We start from the raw sequence: 17,553 nt of genomic DNA, 5'->3' as shown, positions 1-17,553 counted from the left end.
GTTCGCGCTTGGCTCGCTAGTCGCATCAAAAAATAATTTAATCACTTGATTACGTATTTTCCAAAACGATATAGCGCGTCAGCGCGCATACCAAAAGAGCCGAAGCGGATTCCCGCCTCGGCTCTATCTGTTTATTTTGAAATTAATCCTTCTTCGATCAAGAAATCACGCGCGACTTTTTCAGGACGCTGTTTCTCGACATCTGCTTTGTAATTCAATTCTTGCATCTTCTCATCCGTAATCTTATCTTTTAACGTGTTGAGGACTTTCTTCAGCTCCGGATGTTCTTCAAGTGTTTCTTGACGAACAAGCGGTACCGCATAGTATGGTGGGAAGAACTTTTTATCGTCTTCTAGCACTGTTAAATCGAATTTTTGTAACAAACCATCTGTTGAGAAGCTATCGATGACGTTCGTTCGACCATTCGTCAATGCTGTATAACGGAGTCCTCCATCGACTGGTTGTACATCTTGGAATTTCATGTCCGGATACTTTTTCTTCAGACCAAGATAACCATCTTCCCGGTTCGCGAATTCGATTGTTGATCCGAGAATCAAACGATCACTGACTTTTGACATGTCTGATACCGTCTTCAAGTCATATTTTTCGATATCTTCTTTCGTCATGGCGAGGGCGTACGTATTGTTGAAACCGATTGGGTCCAGGACGTCGACCTGACTTTTCTCAGGAATCATCTTCCCGACTTTTGCATAGACTGTTTCTGGATCCGTCTCGACGTCTTGCTTGAGCACGTCGATCAACAAAGTACCTGTGTACTCGACATACGCGTCGATTTCCCCTTTTTCAAGCGCCCCGTAAGCGACTTTCGTCCCCCCGAGGTTCAATTGACGTTCGACTTCTAAATCCGTTTTATCTTCGATTAAATCCGCTAACATATTTCCAAGAATCAATTGTTCCGTAAAGTTCTTCGATCCGATGACGATCTTATCTTCCTTGAGGAAAGAGTAAGCGACCGTTCCACCGATTAATAAGAAGACGATACTTGCAATCGCGATCTTACGTCCAGCTGGCATCGCCTTACGACGCTTCCGTGCCTTATTCTTGATCCGACCATCTGCAAGTGGAATCCCATTTGGCGCCACGGAGTATTCAATCCGACTGACGACGAAGTCGATGACGAGTGCTAAAATACCGGCTGGAATTGCTCCGGCAAGAATCTGGTTATTATCAACTGTTTGAATACCTGAGAAGACAAGGTAACCAAGACCACCGGCACCGATGAATGCTGAGATTGTCATTAAACCAACAGCTGTAACGGCTGAAATTCGAATCCCTGCCATCATGATCGGCAAGGCAAGTGGAATCTGAACCTTACTGAGGATTTGCCGATCCGTTAAACCAATTCCTTTGGCTGCTTCGAGCGTGTCCCCTGGAATGCTCGACAGACCCGTGTACGTATTTTTAACGATTGGCAAGAGTGAATAGAGCACGACCATGATGATCGCTGGTGTCGATCCGATACCAATGAACGGAATCAAGAAACCAAGTAAGGCAAGACTCGGAACGGCTTGCACGACACTCGTCAGCGCAAGGACAGGTTTCGCGAACTTTTGGTAACGGGTGATCAGAATTCCGATCGGAATCCCGAGAACGACCGCGATGACGACGGCAAAGACCGTCAGCTGTAAGTGCTCTAGCAATAAATCACCGATCTGATCGGTATTATTTTTTACATAATCAAAGAATCCGTTCATTGGACTTCCTCCTCATGAATGAATTGCTCACTCAAGACGGAAAGTAAGCTACTACGTGTAATCAACCCTCTGAGTTTTCCTGTTGCATCCGTTACTGGTAGATAACCAGTCTCTTCCTGATTCATGACTTCAAGAACATCGAGTAATGAATCGTGTTCATTGACGGCGATGATTTCGCCCTCCATCACTTCTTCGATCCGTTGGCTCTTATCCGGAATCGTCTGGATGTTCTTCAACTTAATCAGCCCTTGTAAGACGCGGTCACGATCGGTGATCAACAGGCTGTCGACTTTGCGTCCACGCATGATTTCAATTCCCTGCAACAACGTCCGTTTGCCACTGATTGAAACTGGGTCCTCGATCATGATATCTTCTGCCTTGATGAATTCTGGACTACTCCAGATTTTATTTTTTCCGATGAACGATTCGACATATTCATCTTTTGGATGACGCAAGATTTCTTCTGGAGTATCGAACTGGACGATTTCCCCATCACGCATGATACATATCCGATCCGCTAACTTGATTGCTTCATCCATATCATGGGTGACGAAAACGATCGTCTTTTTCACTTCTTCCTGCAAGTTAAAAAGTTCTTCCTGTAGATCGTTACGGGTAACGGGATCGAGTGCACTGAACGGCTCATCCATCAAAATGACATCAGGATCATTCATTAAAGCTCGTGCGAAACCAACACGCTGTTGCTGCCCACCACTGAGTTCGCTTGGATAACGATCGATGAATTGCTTTGGATCAAGCCCGACCATCGTCAACAGTTGTTCTGTCCGTTGATCCATCTCATCGTGGTTCTTCCCCTCAAGCCCAGCAATCAATTGAATGTTTTCCCGGACCGTCATGTGAGGGAACAAGCCGGTTTGCTGAATGACATATCCCATATGACGTCTTAATTCGATCGTGTCCGTCTTCATGATGTCCTTCCCGTTGACCAAAATCGTGCCTGAAGAAGGTTCGATCAGTCGATTGATCATCTTAAGTGACGTCGTTTTCCCACAGCCACTTGGTCCGATGAAAACAACGAGTTCACCCTTTTGAATCTCGAGCGATAAGCCTTTCAAGACGACATTGTCCTTAAACTGCTTACCGACGTTTTTGAATTCGATCATTCCTTCTCACTCCTTTTTACTATTTCCATATATTATGGTTTCCCAAAAAGATTACGGTTTAAACAAATCTTCTGTAATTTAGTTTTATTTCTTTGCAAAACGGGAATTTCTTAGTTCTTTTTTTAAAATAAAGGGAATACCTTAATAAAGAGTACTTGTAAAGCATGTTTTTGATGAAGGAGGTACTAGACGATGAACATCAAGAAACCTACCATCATGATGATCGGATTACTTCTCCTTAGTCCACTTTCGATTCCTTCACAGGTTAATGCGGCGAGCTCTACGTTTGTGACGAAAGGAACGACGACACAAAAAGTCGTCGCATTGACGTTTGATGACGGTTCAGATGGGACGAACATTGCAAAAATCTTAAGTATCTTGAAAAGTAACCAAGTGAAAGCGACTTTCTTTTTGACAGGCAGTGGTGCAAACAATCATCCTCAATCGATCAAGAACATCACAACCGCCTCTCCTACACACCAAATCGGCAATCACTCGTATTCGCATCCGGATTTTACGACCTTAACAGCAAGCCAGATGACGAGTGAATTATCCCGAACAGAATCTCTCATCCGGTCCTTGACCGGAAAAACGACGAAACCAATTTTCCGAGCGCCGTTCGGTGCAAGTAATAGTAACGTATTGAGTGCCGTTGGGGCGGCAGGTTATACGAAAACGATTCAATGGAATATTGATACGACGGATTGGAAAGGCATCTCTTCAACAGCCATCTTGGATCGTGTATTACCAAAAGTCGTTCCCGGATCGATTATTCTGATGCATACCGGTGCTGGTGCGAAAGGAACACCGACCGCCTTGCCGACGATGATTTCAAAACTAAAAGCAAAAGGCTATTCGTTCGTCACGATTTCAGAACTCCTCCGCTCACCGACTTCAACCGGTACGACGTATACCGTCAAAGCTGGCGATACACTCTATTCCATCGCCCGCAAATACAACGTCTCGGTCTCTGCCCTCGCGAGTGCGAATAACATCACGAACTGGAATCTGTTGAACGTCGGTCAAGTCTTGAAAATTCCAACAACGACTTATACGGTTAAAGCCGGTGATACACTTTACTCGATTGCGACACGATATGGTGTCACCGTCACAGCATTGATGCAGGCAAACAACATTACGAATCCGAACCTATTGCTCATTGGACAAGTCTTAAAAATTCCAAACTGAATCTGCTGATCACAACAAAAAAAACGATCCCTCTCTATTCAAGAGAAGAATCGCTTTAGATCGCATGCATGAAATCGGCGCGATAGCGTCGGTTTTTTTGTCCTTTCGTTTGACCCCGCACCTCTTACGACTCTGATCGGACACCGTTGATCCCAAGATCACACTGAATCAAATCCGCATACGTTTGTCGACGGACGACTTCATGGGATTCCCCGTCCCGAACGAAAACGAGTGCCGGACGTAAGAACTGGTTATAATTGCTTGCCATCGAGAAGTTATACGCTCCTGTCCCAAAGACAGCAAGTGTATCGCCACCGTTCGGTGTGACCAACTGTGCTTTTTCAGCGACGAGATCCCCTGATTCACAAGCTGCTCCGACGACCGTCACTTCAGTCGTTTCACCACTCATCCGGTTTGCGATGACGGTTTCATACACGGCACCGTAAAGTGCTGGGCGAATGTTATCCGTCATTCCGCCATCGACCGAAAGATATGTTCTGACGCCTTCAATTTCTTTGATGGCCCCGACCGTATACAGTGTCGTTCCTGCATTCGCAACGACCCAGCGCCCTGGCTCGATCCCGATTCGTGGACGTTCGATGCCGAGTCGCTCCGTTTCCGTCTCGATCACGTCCATGACGCGTGCGATCGTCGCTTCAAAATCAAGCGGCTGATCGTCCTGTGTATAGGCAATACCGAAGCCACCGCCAACATTGACTTCGCTGACTGTGAAGCCATGATGCGCACGAATCGTTTCGACGAAGCCCATCATCGTCCGAGCCGTCTGTTCGAACAGTGACGGATCTTGGATTTGCGAACCAACATGACAATGGATGCCGAGTAACGACAGATGTTCCGATGCTAAAATCGCTTCGATCGCGTCCAAGTAATCTGACGCATGCGTCGAGAAACCGAATTTCGTATCGACACCACCTGTCTGAATTTTCGCATGCGCTCCCCCGATGACTTGTGGCACGATCCGGATCAGGACATGGACCGTTTGACCAGCTTGCGCTGCGATGGCTTCCAGTTGTGCGATTTCGGCAAAGTGATCGATGACGATCCGTCCGACACCTTGCTCAACGGCATATTGAAGATCAGCCGTCGATTTATTCGAACCATGGAAATAGATCCGTTCTGCCGGAACCCCGGATTGACGGGCGATGAAGAGTTCTCCCCCCGTAACGACATCGATTCCGAGACCATGACGCACGACTTGTTCATATACGGCACTGACCGTCAGAGCTTTAGAAGCAAAGGAAGCATACGTGTTCGGATACTTATCAAGGAAGTGTTCCCGGACGGTCGCTAATCGATCCGTCAGCTCCCGCTCTGCCATCACGTACAATGGTGTTCCGTACTGTGCTGCAAGATCGGTCGCTGCGACACCATCGATGTGCAACGTGTTGTTTTCTTCTGTCAGGTATTGACTTCCATACATAATAAGTTCCTCCTTATAGATACTGATGCGTCAAACGCCACGACCGGGCGCACATCTGCTCTGAATTGTTCGCTGCTCCTGTCCGGGTGATATCGTCAATTTCAACGCCATCCCCGTATAGCACGACCTCGTCTCCGACCTCAATCGTCCCATCGACAGCGACGAACGTATGACTCATGAATAATTTATTGATGACCGGATAAGGTTTTTCTTTAATATGAACAGGCAACGCGGCACGCCCACGGACTACACCGTCTCCATATCCGACGGGTAAGATAGCAATCCGCATCGGTTCTGTACTCGTAAAGTTCGTCCCGTATCCCACATGCTCACCCGGTCCAATTTCGCGAATTTCAACGACCTCCGTCGTCATCCGTATCGAAGGAACGAGCCAGTCCATCTTTTCAATCGGTGAATAGCCGAATAAGAAGATGCCAGGGCGGACATAGTTACAAAATGCGAGACGCGGATCGTGTTTGACGATCGTCGCACTGTTTTCCGAGTGCATATACGTAAACGTATGGCGCTTTCGTAACACATCGGCAATGGCGACGAAACGTTCGACTTGTCCATCGTGATCCGCATCCGGTTCATCGGCAAGTGGAAAGTGTGTATATAAACCTGTTAAATCAAGCGAATCTGCTTGCGCAAGCGCAAGGACAGCTTCCGCCTCTTGAAGCGAACTGACACCAAAACGATTCATCCCGACGTTGATCTTCAAATGTAACTCGATTCCCTGCAGCTGTTTACTGTTTAGGGCGAGCCATTCTAGCGATGAGACACCGAGTGCGATTCCGAAACGTCGTGCTGTTTCAAAATCCTCCGTCGGATTCATCACCAGTACATAACTGTCTGGAAAATTCGTTTTGATTTCAATGGCTTCATACAACTCAGCGACAGCAAAGTGATGCACATCAGATGCCATCAGCGTCTCGACCATCTCGAGCATACCTAAGTTATACGCATTGTTCTTGACCACGGCAAAAATACGTTTACGTGACCGAGCGAAGACCGATGCGACATTCTGTCGCACCGCCTTCCGATCGATCGTGACGAGTGTACGCGTCGTCATTCTGCGACAGCAGGTGTCACGTACGTCAACCAATCCGCGTATTGCGGTAATTGACCTGTGACGGCTTGACGATAAAGATCGAGCAACTCATCTGCGACGTTCCGTGTTCCGCCGTTGATCGAGATATGATCGATTTCACCGACACTCGTGATTTCAGCAGCTGTTCCTGTTAAGAAGATCTCATCTGCGACATACAGCTCATCGCGTCCGATATGACGTTCGACGACAGGATAGCCTTGATCTTGTGCCAAACGGATAATGACTTGGCGTGTGATACCGTCGAGTACTGAACAATCAAGTGACGGTGTATGAATCGTTCCGTTTTTAAGAAGGAAGAGGTTCGCAACACTCGCTTCACTGACGTTACCGTTCATGTCGAGCGCGATAGCTTCATCAAATCCATCACGGATCGCTTCACCTTTTAAGAGTTGTGAGTTCATATAGTTCGCAGCCGCTTTCGCTTGCATCGGCATCATCGTTGATGAGACGCGGCGATATGATGCGACTTTGGCACGAATGCCAGCGCCTTTATCGAAGTATTCCCCAAGCTCCCAGCAAGAGATGCCGACATGAACCGTCGTATCTTTCGCCATCAATGCTTGCCATGGCGTACCGAGGAACACGAATGGACGGATATAACACGATTCAAATCCGTTTTTCGCAACTAAATCGATCGTTGCTTGAACAAGTTCGTCGACAGTATACGGAATCGTGACGTGGTAGTACGCACAACTGCGGAAGAGACGCTCGATATGTTCCTTCAATTGGAAAATCGCCGGTCCGTCCGGTGTCGCGTATGCACGAATTCCTTCAAAGAATCCACTACCGTAGTGAATCGCATGTGACATGACGCTCGTGTTCGCATCTTTCGGATCATGAAAGACTCCATCTAACCAAATTGCTTCTCCATACTGTGTATCCACTGCCATGTTTTTTCCTCCTCTTCGACGTCAATCAGAGTGAACGTAAATCATCCACCAATTGCGTCTTCTCTTCTGTTTTCGCATCTTTCTGTTTGATGACACGTGCAGGTGTTCCAGCAACGACGCTTCCAGCAGGTACGTCTTCTGTGACGACACTACCAGCAGCGACGACGGCATCTTTGCCGACTTTGACGCCTTCAAGAATGACTGCATTTGCACCAATCAAGACACCGTCTTCAATGATGACAGGTGTTTTTGAAGGTGGTTCGAGGACACCCGCGACCACGGCACCTGCGCCGACATGAACGTTTTTCCCGATCGTCCCACGTGCACCGACGACAGCGTTCATATCAATCATTGTACCATCTCCGATTGATGCACCGATATTGATGATCGCACCCATCATGACGACTGCGTTGTCACCGATGACGACATGATCACGAATCCATGAACCTGGTTCGATGCGCGCATTCAAGTGACGTGTATCAAGCATTGGTACCGCACTGTTGCGACGGTCATACTCCACGTGAACATCCGTGATGCGATCTGAATACTTTTCTAAGAAAGTAGCCGCAAGTCCTGCATCCGCGAAGAAAATCTTTGATTCATCTGATCCGAATGCTGTAGCGCCTTCGATCGTCAAGCCCGCCAAATCGCCGTTGACGTAAAGTTTTACCGGTGTTTGTTTTTTAGCATCTTTAATGAATTTAGCAATTTCGTAAGCATCAGTGAGTAACATGTGAATCCTCCTGTGTGTAGAGCGTCTCTAATGTATAGAGTCCCGCTGTTTTTTGAATGAGTGCCTCAGCTGCTTTGATCGCACCAGAAGCAAATACTTTTTTCGATAGCGCTGTATGTTTGATTTCAATCAATTCGTCGACACCTGCGAATAAGACTTCGTGTTCTCCGAAGATCGTTCCACCGCGCATCGCGTGCATCCCGATCTCGTTCGTCTCCCGCTTTTGCCGCGTCTGTGACCGGTCATATACCGGTGTGACGTCACGTGCCGTCTGAATCGTTTGCAATAACAACTCAGCCGTTCCGCTTGGCGCATCGACTTTTTGGTTATGATGTTTCTCGAGCAATTCGATGTCATACGCTCCTGCTAGTGGCACAAGTGTCTTCAGCAGTTGCTGCACCATCGCGATACCGTACGACATATTGTACGACTGGAAGATCGGAATTTCTTTTGCGGCGTCCTTAATCGATGCCAGTTCCGCCTCAGAAAAACCAGTCGTTGCGATAACGAGTGGTGTTTTTGTCGCCAGCCCGTATGCGAGCAGATCAGGTAGCAAACTCGGATGCGAGAAGTCGATGATCGCATCGACCGTTTCTGACATCTCTGTTAGCTCGGCATATGAAGCGATCGTATCGGATGACTTCGTCCGGTCAACGATCGCCACGACACTTTGTGGTGCGAGTTCGACGACGTATTGTCCTGTCGCCCCATAACCGTGTAACGCGAGTTTCATCGAACCACTCCTTTGTAAGCCCGCATCGTTTCGAGTAAGTGGGCATGTCCCGCTTCCGATTGACGGACGAGCGGCAAGCGCGGCGCACCGACAGCAAAGCCAAGTTCTTCAAGCGATGCTTTGACTGGAATCGGATTAACGTCACTGAACAAGGCACCGATGACCGGTAACAAGTCTGCCTGAATCCGGCGAGCTGTGACGAGATCTTGTGCGAGCAACGCCTCAGCAAGTGCTTGTGTCTCTGCTGGGTACGGGTTCGAAAGAACTGAGATGACGCCTTGTGCCCCCCATGCCATGTACGGCAGGATTTGATCATCATTTCCACAGAAGACCGCGAAATCTTCCGGAATCGCCGCCATCAGTTCACCCATGAAGCTGACGTCTCCACTCGCCTCCTTAAACGCTTGGATTCGTGGATGACGTGCTAACGTCACTGCTGTTTCGACTGCGATCGCAACGCCTGTCCGCGATGGAACGTTGTACAGCATGATTGGTAATTCGGTTGCATCAGCGACCGCCGTGAAATGTGCGACGAGACCCGCTTGCGATGTTTTATTGTAGTACGGTGTGACGAGCATCGCTGCGTCCGCACCGAGGCGCTCTGCGAGTAACGTCTTCTCGATTGTTGCTGCCGTGTTGTTCGAACCCGTTCCGGCAATGACTGGTACTCGTCCTGCCGTGATTTGAACGGCAGTCGTCAGTAGTTGTTCGAATTCCGTGTTCGTCAGTGTCGATCCTTCTCCTGTCGTTCCTCCGACGACAAGCGCCTGAATTCCTGCTGCGAGTTGTTGCTCGATCAAGCGTTCGAATACGTGTAGATCCAACTCGCCTGCTTCATTAAATGGTGTGACGAGCGCTGTACCTGCTCCTTTGAACATGAAGAACTCCTCCTTTTTTATGAATGAATCGACTGTTCGATTGCTTGGCGTGCGACTTGTACGGCATTCGAGGCGGCACCTTTTCGAATGTTGTCGGCTACACACCAGAGATGGAACGTGTTCGCGAGACTATCATCTTGTCGAATCCGACCGACGTAGACGTCGTCCGTACCACTTGCATCGAGTGGCATCGGATAACGCGTATTCGCGACATCATCGATGAGGACGACGCCCGGTGCGCCTTCAAGTGCTTCACGGATCGCTGCAACCGTCGTCGGCTGCGTAAACGTGACGTTGATCGCAACCGAGTGAGAATTCGTGACTGGAACACGCACACATGTCGCACTGACTGGTAGTGCTGGAAGATTGAAGATTTTCCGTGTTTCGTCAATCATCTTCTGCTCTTCTTTCGTATAGCCGTTCTCAAGGAACACATCGATATGTGGCAAGATGTTATCGTGAATCGGATGCGGATAATTGACGGGCTCTTCTCCGCGTGCTCCACGTGCCAGATCCTCGATTCCTTTTTGACCAGAACCGGATACGGCCTGATACGTCGTATAGTTGACACGCTCGAATCCCAGTGACTGGAGCGGTGCTAAGGCGACGACGGATTGAATCGTCGAACAGTTCGGATTTGCGATCAAGCGGTCCGTCACTTGAATCGCTTGTGGATTGACTTCTGGCACGACAAGCGGAATCGTCTCCTGCATCCGGAAAGCACTTGAATTATCAACGACGAGTGTTCCGTTTTCAGCTAGTAACGGGGCATATTGTTCACTGATCGTTCCGCCCGCCGCGAACAACGCGACGTCAATCTCGTCTTCCGTGATACTTGGTGTCAGTGCTTGGATCGTAATGGCTTCTTCCTTGAACTGTACCGTGTTCCCTGCTGAACGAGCAGAAGCGTAAGCGGACAGGCGGCTGACCGGGAAGTCCAGTTCGGCTAGTACTTGTAACATTTTTTGACCGACGGCGCCGGTTGCTCCAATGACTGCTACATGATACATCCTGTTTTCCTCCTTATAACTCGAACGCGTTTGCAATCGCTGCAACCGTCCGTTCAATATCTGCTTGTGCAATCGTGTATGAGATGCTGATTTCTGAAGTCGTAACTTGATAGAACGGAATGTTCTCCGCTCGGAAGATTGCGAACAACTTCGAAGCGACACCTGTTGCATCCCGCATCCCGATGCCGACGACAGATAACTTCGCGTGCTGATTGTGGCGGTCGACCTTGACTGTCGTGAAGCGATCCATGATGTCTTTCAATGCTTCATCGAGGAACTCTTCCTCATCGAGTGGACATGAGAACGATAAGAAGATGTCACTGTCGAACGTCGTTTGACTGATCATGTCGATGTTGACGTGGCGATTGGATAACAGTTCGAAGATATCGGCTACTGCTGCGTTCGTTTGCGGTACGTGTTTGATTGATACCGTCAAGACGTTCTTCGTCACACTGACACTCGTCACCGCTTTTTGTTCCATTGTTTCCGTCGCTTCCATGATCCATGTTCCCCTTTTCGATTCAAGTGTTTTCCCGACGAAGATGTGTACGCCGTATTTTTTTCCTAGTTCGACACTTCGCATTTCCATGACCTTCGACCCGAGGGCGCTCATTTCCATCATCTCATCATACGAGATATGTGGAATCGGTTGAGCGGCGGCGTGGATTCGTGGATCAGCTGTATAGACACCGTCGACATCGGTATAGATTTCGCACCGTTTATCAAGGACTGCCGCAAGGGCAACTGCCGTTGTATCCGACCCACCCCGTCCAAGCGTCGTGACATCACCGAGTTCGTTGACACCTTGGAATCCGGCGACGATGACGACATCGTACGTTTCGAGTTTTTGTCGTAACAGATCTCCATCGATCTGTTTGATCTTACTTTTCGTATGCACGCCCATCGTGCTGATTCCTGCTTGAGCGCCTGTTTGCGATAACGCTTTGACACCGAGCGAGTTGAGGGCGATGCTGAGTAATGAAATCGTCTGTTCTTCTCCGATGGCAAGCAGTCGATCGAGTTCTCTTCGCTCGGGGCGATCCGTGATGGCTTGCGCCTGAGCGATCAAAGAATCTGTCATTTTGCCCATCGCCGAAACGACGACGACGAGTTTTTCACCTTCGGCTGCGCGACTCTTCAAATAATTCGCAATAGACTGAATCTGTTCGACAGTCGCAACCGAGCTTCCACCAAATTTAAGTACAGTTGTCACAATCCTATCTCCTTTGTCCCGATACAGAAAAAAAACGACGGGCCGGTAGGAGCGTTCCTACGGCCCGTCGTTATCACGATCGGACAAACGAAGACAAAGTCATTCGTTCTTTTACGTAAGATAGCGCTCCGAAACATCGGTTTCGGCAGTACAACGGATCTTAACCGTTGTACCAGCAAACAAGAAGAAGCATCTTCTCGTTCACTTCGGCGGACTTCCCCTTTCACATCATTCGGCATGCTTGCCTTCAAGAATGATGCTACTCATGTCATCCGCGCCTCTATCTGTCGGTTGTTAGTTACAGTTATAGCAGACATCTTTTGTTAAATCCAGTCATTTGACTGTTTTTTTTCAAAATTCGTCAATTCGCAAGATGCTGTTTCGCGAGTTCGAGTTGCTCCGACACGGCAGCAAACCCTGTTCCGCCGTAGCTAGTCCGGCGTGCTACTGCTTGAACCGGATCGAGGAGCGGATAGACGTCTTCCTTGATATCAGGATGGAACGTTTGATACGTCTCGAGGTTCAAATCCTTCAGGAAACAACCGTTCTGCACACAGTAAAGGACGGCTTTGCCGACGACTTCATGCGCTTCCCGGAACGGTATGCCTTTCGTTACAAGGTAGTCGGCGAGTTCCGTTGCATTCGAGAAGTCTTGCATTGTCGCCTTCTTGAGCGCTTCGGTCTTAAACGTCGCAGATTCAATCATTCCGGTGAAGATTTGAACGGATTGGAGAACGGTATCTGCTGTATCGAAGACCCCTTCCTTATCCTCTTGCATGTCTTTGTTGTAAGCGAGTGGTAATGCCTTCATCGTCGTCAAGAAGCCCATCAGATTGCCGTAGACGCGCCCCGTTTTCCCACGAATCAATTCAGCGAAATCAGGATTTTTCTTCTGTGGCATCATGCTCGACCCTGTCGAGAAAGCATCAGACAACTCGATGAAGCCAAATTCTTGCGATGCCCAGATGATGATTTCTTCACAAAAACGCGAGAGATGCATCATGACGGTCGAGGCGATCCCGAGGTATTCGATGACGAAATCGCGGTCGGAGACAGCGTCGAGACTGTTCGGATAGATTGACTCAAAACCGAGCAACTCGGCAGAACGGAAACGATCGATTGGGAATGTCGTCCCTGCGAGCGCGCCTGCCCCGAGCGGTGATTTCCGGATCCGCTTTTGATTATCCGTCAACCGTTCGACATCACGTTCGAACATCCAGAAATAAGCGAGCAAGTGATGCGCAAGCGAGATCGGTTGTGCCCGTTGCAAATGCGTATAACCTGGCATGACCGTCTCGATATGTTGCTCAGCTTGTTCCGTGATAACCGATTGGAGCTCGCGTAATGCCGTCGTCAACGCTTCAACATGTTGTTCCATCCATAGATGTAAATCCGTTGCGACCTGGTCATTTCGGCTCCGTGCCGTATGCAGTTTTCCTGCAACCGGACCAATCTGTTCCGTCAATAGACGCTCGAGATTCATGTGAATGTCTTCATCTGCTAGCGTATACACATGATCCGCTAACGTCGTTTCCAGTTGCTTCAGTCCTTGCTCGATTTGTGTCCACTCGTCTTGAGCGAGGATCCCTTGTTCAAATAGCATCTGCGCGTGTGCGAGACTGCCTTTTAAATCGACGCTCGCTAATTTTTGATCGAACGTGATCGATGCTCCGAAGGCTTCCGCTTGAGCGGAAGCACTTTCCGTAAAACGTCCACCCCAGAGTTTGGTCATTTCGTTACACCCGCCTGACGATGTACGCTCGCATGAGTCGAAACGGCAAGTCCGTGTAATTTGATGAAGCCTTTTGCTGCTTCATGATCGAACGCGTCTTCTTTCGTATACGTCGCAAGTTTCTCATCGTAGAGTGAGACAGCGGACTGACGACCTGTCACGGTTGCGTTTCCTTTGAACAGTTTAACGCGAACTTCTCCTGTGACGTCCTGTTGTGTCGCCGTCAGGAATGCTTTCAAGCCTTTTGTCAATGGTGCATGGAAGAGACCGTTATAGATCGTTTCTGCGTATTGTTTGCTGAGTAGTGGTTTGAAATGCGCGACGTCCTTCGTCAATGTAATCGTCTCGAGTGCAGCGTGAGCTTTGAGTAAAACCGTTGCTCCTGGGCACTCATAGACTTCCCGCGATTTGATACCGACGAGACGGTTCTCGACGTGGTCGATCCGTCCGACCCCATGTGCACCAGCGATGATGTTCAGTTCCGTGATCAGTTTCGCCAGTGGATATGTCGTTCCGTTGATCGAGACCGGAACACCTGCTTCAAAGCCAATGATGACTTCTTCTGCCTGATCCGGTGCGTCTTCTGGCGCTACTGTTAACGCGTAAGCGTCTTGTGGTGGCTCTGTCCAAGGGTTTTCTAGGACGCCACACTCGTTACTCCGTCCCCAGAGGTTCATGTCGATTGAGTATGGGCTGTCGAGGTTGATCGGGATCGGCACGTTGTTTTCTTTCGCATAGGCGATCTCTTCTTCCCGTGACCATTTCCATTCCCGAACCGGTGCGATGACTTCGAGTGATGGATCAAGTGCTGCGACCGAAACTTCGAACCGGACTTGGTCGTTCCCTTTTCCGGTACATCCGTGAGCAACCGCTGTTGCACCATGTTGATGCGCGACTTCGACGAGCTTTTCTGCGATCAACGGACGCGAAAGCGCTGAAATCAACGGATAGGCATTTTCGTAATGCGCGCCATATTGAAGTGCCGGTAATACGAAGTCTTGTGCGAATTCTTCTTTTACATCGAGGACGATCGATTCGATCGCACCGACGAGGAGTGCTTTTTCTTTAATGACGGATAAATCTTTTCCTTCTCCGACATCCATGCATAAGGCAATGACGTCATAGTCCTTGCTCAACCATTTAATGGCTACCGATGTATCAAGTCCCCCAGAGTACGCTAAGATCAATTTTTGTTTCGACATGTATAATTCCCTCCTGGTTTTAAATTCATCTGTCTGTATAAAAATTCATTATGAATTATATATATACATAGAAAACAAAAAAAAGAAACCCTTTTTGCAGGATTTCTTTCAAAATGACTTACATTTTTTTCTCCATCGTTCGGTGCGGGATGCCCGCATCATCGAATTCATCGGAGACGATCGTATACCCGAGTCCTTGATAAAACGGGATCGCTTGAACTTGTGCGCCGAGTGTTAGCAATTGCTTCCCTTCGCGACGTGCGACTCGTTCCATCGCCTGCATCAACTCACCACCGTATCCTTTTCCTCGTGCTGTCGCTAGCGTTGCTACACGTTCTACCTTCATCCGTTGGTCGTCATATGGGCGGGTACGTCCCGTTGCGACCGGTCGACTCTGTTCATCGAGGACAAGCAGATGAATCGCTGTCTCATCGTGTGTATCGTATTCAAGATGGCGTGGTACGCCTTGTTCCTCGACGAAGACACGCTCCCGGATCATCCGGACGGCTTGATGTTGTTCTGCTGTACGTACTTGAATGACTGTCATGACTGATATTCCTCCCGTAATCGATCGACATATGCCATCGCATCATCCCGATTCGTAAATTGCGCCTGTGCCTGAACCGCACTTCCTCCGCCTCGCCCATTAAATGATTGAACATGTGCTTTAGCGAACTTCCCGAGATGGGGTTCACCTGGACTACTCATCAGTAGCTTGTTCGTCGTCGCATTCCAGACGACGCCGACGCGTCCCGCTTCTTGAATCGCTTTAGCAAGTTGCTCGGATATTTTGATTTCTTCATCCAGATGTTCAAACACAAGAATGCCTTCTTGTTGTTCTAAAGCGTGAGCGAGTGTGAACGTTGCGAGTTGTTCCTGGGCGTATTCGACCTGTTTCGTTAAGCGTTTCTGCTCTTCTTGTAACGCTTGGACGGCTTCTAGCATTTGAACTGGTTTGACCGACAAGGCTTGCGCCGCTTCCCGTAAGGCTCGTCGTTCTGCCTGAACGAGTTGGTATGCCCGTTCCTTCGCGACATAGGACAGACGAATATTTCCACGAATCCGCTCGACTCCGGTAAAGAGAATCGACTCGAGCTGTGCCGTCGAATCAAGATGCGTCCCACCACAGGCACTATAATCGAGTGTGCCGATTTGAACGACACGAATTCGTCCTTCAACTTGTGGTGTTTTTCGTAATGGTAAGCGTAGCGCTTCCGCCTCGTCATACTCTGTCGCCGTGATCGGTAATCCTTGTTCAATCACATGTCGTAATCGTCGATCCAGCTGTTCTTGTTGCATAGTTGTCCATTCAGGTGTCTCGATATCAAGCGTCGAGACCTCACTTCCCGTCCGAAAACTGAGTGTCTTGATATTTGATTCATCTTGTAGGATTGCAGAGATGACATGTTGTGCCGTATGCTGCGCCGCATGATCGATTCGGACTGCGTCATCTACGATACCGGTGACGTCACCTGTGAGCGGCGTCGCCAGTTGGTGCCAGACGACACCGTCTTCGATTTGAACGTCAAGGACCGGTTGGTCGTTCAATGTTCCACGATCCGCCGGCTGTCCACCGCTCTCCGGATAGAAGTAACTTTTCTCTAAAGCAACCCAATAACCATCTACTTGTTTTGTTGCACGAATGGATGTCTGAAAGGTTCGGACATCGGATTCTATTTGTTCGGGGCGCATACCTCGACCACCTTTCTCTGTCAGTTTCACTCTGTATTATGCCATATTTCATCCAGAATCGTTTGTCGGCTTGCCTTTTTCCTAGTACACTAGACGAAAGACTACCGATCGCGAAGGGACGAAATGCCGTGATTCAGCATATCAATAAAAATTCACCACTCCCCATCTACTATCAAATCGAAGCTGCCTTAAAACAACAAATCGAAAGCGGTGTTCTTCAACCTGGCGATCTGATCCCGTCCGAGCGCGAATTTGCGGAAGCGCACCAAATCAGCCGAATGACGGTCCGACAAGCCATTTCAAACTTGGTCAACGCCGGTTACTTGATTCGTCAAAAAGGACGTGGAACATTCGTCGCGAATAAAAAAATCGTCATGCAACTGTCTGGATTGACGAGTTTCTCGGAAGAGATGGAGCACTTAGGTTTAGAACCGACGAGTGCGCTACTTTCCTATCAAATCATCGACGCCTCGATGACGATTGCCAATAAGCTACGGATTCGCGAAGGGGCATCGGTGTATGAACTGAAACGTTTACGAATTGCTGATGAGCAAGCGCTTGCCCTTGAGACCGTCTATATCCCGGAACAGCTCTTACCTGGACTCGATCAAGACGTCGCGACCGCATCGCTCTATGCATTTGCAGAAGCGAGCGGATTAAATCTTGGGCGTGCGAGTCAAACGTTCGAATCACGCCTGGCAACGAAGGAAGAGGCGGGCCATCTTGGTCTATCGACCGCTTCGCCTGTCTTATCTGTCGAGCAACTGACGTATCTTACAACGGAGCAACCGTTTGAATATGTCATCTCTGCTTACCGAGGAGACCGCTATACCTTCACCGTCGAAATGGAACGACAACGCTAAAAATCCCCTTGTATCGTCGTATAGTGAC

General features: G+C 48.8%; 16 protein-coding genes and 1 riboswitch. Of the genes, 2 read left to right on the top strand and 14 right to left on the bottom strand.

Features of this window, described 5'->3' with window-relative positions; translation table 11 throughout:
• Window positions 1-131 precede the first annotated feature (131 nt).
• Window positions 132-1,715: an ABC transporter permease/substrate-binding protein gene (locus KNQ08_RS14820; RefSeq protein WP_029340779.1), complete on the bottom strand. Its 1,584-nt coding sequence runs from the start codon at window positions 1,713-1,715 to the stop codon at window positions 132-134.
• A complete protein-coding gene (locus KNQ08_RS14815) occupies window positions 1,712-2,839 on the bottom strand; it encodes an ABC transporter ATP-binding protein (RefSeq protein WP_029340778.1) in 1,128 nt (375 codons plus the stop codon). The genes KNQ08_RS14820 and KNQ08_RS14815 overlap by 4 nt, the downstream gene beginning before the upstream one ends.
• A gap of 192 nt (window positions 2,840-3,031) precedes the next feature.
• Here KNQ08_RS14815 and KNQ08_RS14810 point away from each other — a divergent pair, with 192 nt between their 5' ends.
• Window positions 3,032-4,027 carry a LysM peptidoglycan-binding domain-containing protein gene (locus KNQ08_RS14810; protein WP_214806222.1) on the top strand — a complete coding sequence of 332 codons (996 nt, stop codon included), beginning with the start codon at window positions 3,032-3,034 and terminating at the stop codon, window positions 4,025-4,027.
• A 124-nt stretch (window positions 4,028-4,151) separates the two neighbouring features.
• Here the strand turns inward: KNQ08_RS14810 and lysA are convergent, their stop codons facing one another.
• The 12 genes from lysA to KNQ08_RS14750 all read right to left on the bottom strand — a co-directional run bounded on the left by lysA (window position 4,152) and on the right by KNQ08_RS14750 (window position 16,662).
• Window positions 4,152-5,468, bottom strand: a complete 1,317-nt coding sequence (gene lysA / locus KNQ08_RS14805) for a diaminopimelate decarboxylase (RefSeq protein WP_214806220.1) — start codon at window positions 5,466-5,468, stop codon at window positions 4,152-4,154.
• A gap of 13 nt (window positions 5,469-5,481) precedes the next feature.
• Window positions 5,482-6,540, bottom strand: coding sequence for an alanine racemase (alr, locus tag KNQ08_RS14800; RefSeq protein WP_214806218.1), 1,059 nt, complete (start codon window positions 6,538-6,540; stop codon window positions 5,482-5,484).
• Window positions 6,537-7,469, bottom strand: a complete 933-nt coding sequence (locus tag KNQ08_RS14795) for a branched-chain amino acid transaminase (protein ID WP_023467124.1) — start codon at window positions 7,467-7,469, stop codon at window positions 6,537-6,539. The genes alr and KNQ08_RS14795 overlap by 4 nt, the downstream gene beginning before the upstream one ends.
• Before the next feature lie 25 nt (window positions 7,470-7,494).
• Entirely contained in the window at window positions 7,495-8,202 is a 708-nt protein-coding gene (gene dapD, locus KNQ08_RS14790; RefSeq protein WP_029340774.1) for a 2,3,4,5-tetrahydropyridine-2,6-dicarboxylate N-acetyltransferase, read from the bottom strand.
• Complete coding sequence (gene dapB / locus KNQ08_RS14785; RefSeq protein WP_023467121.1) at window positions 8,189-8,935, bottom strand: 4-hydroxy-tetrahydrodipicolinate reductase; 747 nt, start codon at window positions 8,933-8,935, stop codon at window positions 8,189-8,191. The genes dapD and dapB overlap by 14 nt, the downstream gene beginning before the upstream one ends.
• Window positions 8,932-9,813 (bottom strand): 4-hydroxy-tetrahydrodipicolinate synthase, encoded by an 882-nt coding sequence (gene dapA / locus KNQ08_RS14780; protein WP_023467119.1) that lies wholly within the window; start codon window positions 9,811-9,813, stop codon window positions 8,932-8,934. The genes dapB and dapA overlap by 4 nt, the downstream gene beginning before the upstream one ends.
• A 17-nt stretch (window positions 9,814-9,830) precedes the next feature.
• The gene (locus KNQ08_RS14775) at window positions 9,831-10,823 is read right to left on the bottom strand and encodes an aspartate-semialdehyde dehydrogenase (protein WP_214772465.1); all 993 of its coding nucleotides are present in this window, start codon (window positions 10,821-10,823) and stop codon (window positions 9,831-9,833) included.
• 13 nt (window positions 10,824-10,836) lie between these two features.
• On the bottom strand, window positions 10,837-12,036 hold the full coding sequence (locus KNQ08_RS14770) for an aspartate kinase (RefSeq protein ID WP_047395005.1): 1,200 nt from the start codon (window positions 12,034-12,036) through the stop codon (window positions 10,837-10,839).
• A 113-nt stretch (window positions 12,037-12,149) separates the two neighbouring features.
• A riboswitch (Lysine riboswitch) is annotated at window positions 12,150-12,327 on the bottom strand.
• A 70-nt stretch (window positions 12,328-12,397) separates the two neighbouring features.
• A complete protein-coding gene (argH, locus tag KNQ08_RS14765) occupies window positions 12,398-13,768 on the bottom strand; it encodes an argininosuccinate lyase (RefSeq protein WP_214806216.1) in 1,371 nt (456 codons plus the stop codon).
• Window positions 13,765-14,970 (bottom strand): argininosuccinate synthase, encoded by a 1,206-nt coding sequence (locus KNQ08_RS14760; protein WP_050678063.1) that lies wholly within the window; start codon window positions 14,968-14,970, stop codon window positions 13,765-13,767. Before KNQ08_RS14760 ends, argH begins: the two co-directional genes overlap by 4 nt.
• A gap of 118 nt (window positions 14,971-15,088) precedes the next feature.
• Entirely contained in the window at window positions 15,089-15,517 is a 429-nt protein-coding gene (locus KNQ08_RS14755) for a GNAT family N-acetyltransferase (protein WP_023467111.1), read from the bottom strand.
• Window positions 15,514-16,662: an alanyl-tRNA editing protein gene (locus tag KNQ08_RS14750; protein WP_214806214.1), complete on the bottom strand. Its 1,149-nt coding sequence runs from the start codon at window positions 16,660-16,662 to the stop codon at window positions 15,514-15,516. Before KNQ08_RS14750 ends, KNQ08_RS14755 begins: the two co-directional genes overlap by 4 nt.
• A gap of 128 nt (window positions 16,663-16,790) precedes the next feature.
• Between KNQ08_RS14750 and phnF the strand changes: the two genes are divergently transcribed.
• Complete coding sequence (gene phnF / locus KNQ08_RS14745; protein ID WP_029340766.1) at window positions 16,791-17,525, top strand: phosphonate metabolism transcriptional regulator PhnF; 735 nt, start codon at window positions 16,791-16,793, stop codon at window positions 17,523-17,525.
• The last annotated feature ends 28 nt before the right edge of the window (window positions 17,526-17,553 follow it).

The sequence above is a fragment of the Exiguobacterium sp. s46 genome, assembly GCF_018618875.1.
GTDB classification, from domain to species: Bacteria; Bacillota; Bacilli; order Exiguobacteriales; family Exiguobacteriaceae; genus Exiguobacterium_A; species Exiguobacterium_A abrahamii.
The sequence above is the reverse complement of the archived record's forward strand: the minus strand, read 5'-3'. Positions and strand labels throughout refer to the sequence as shown.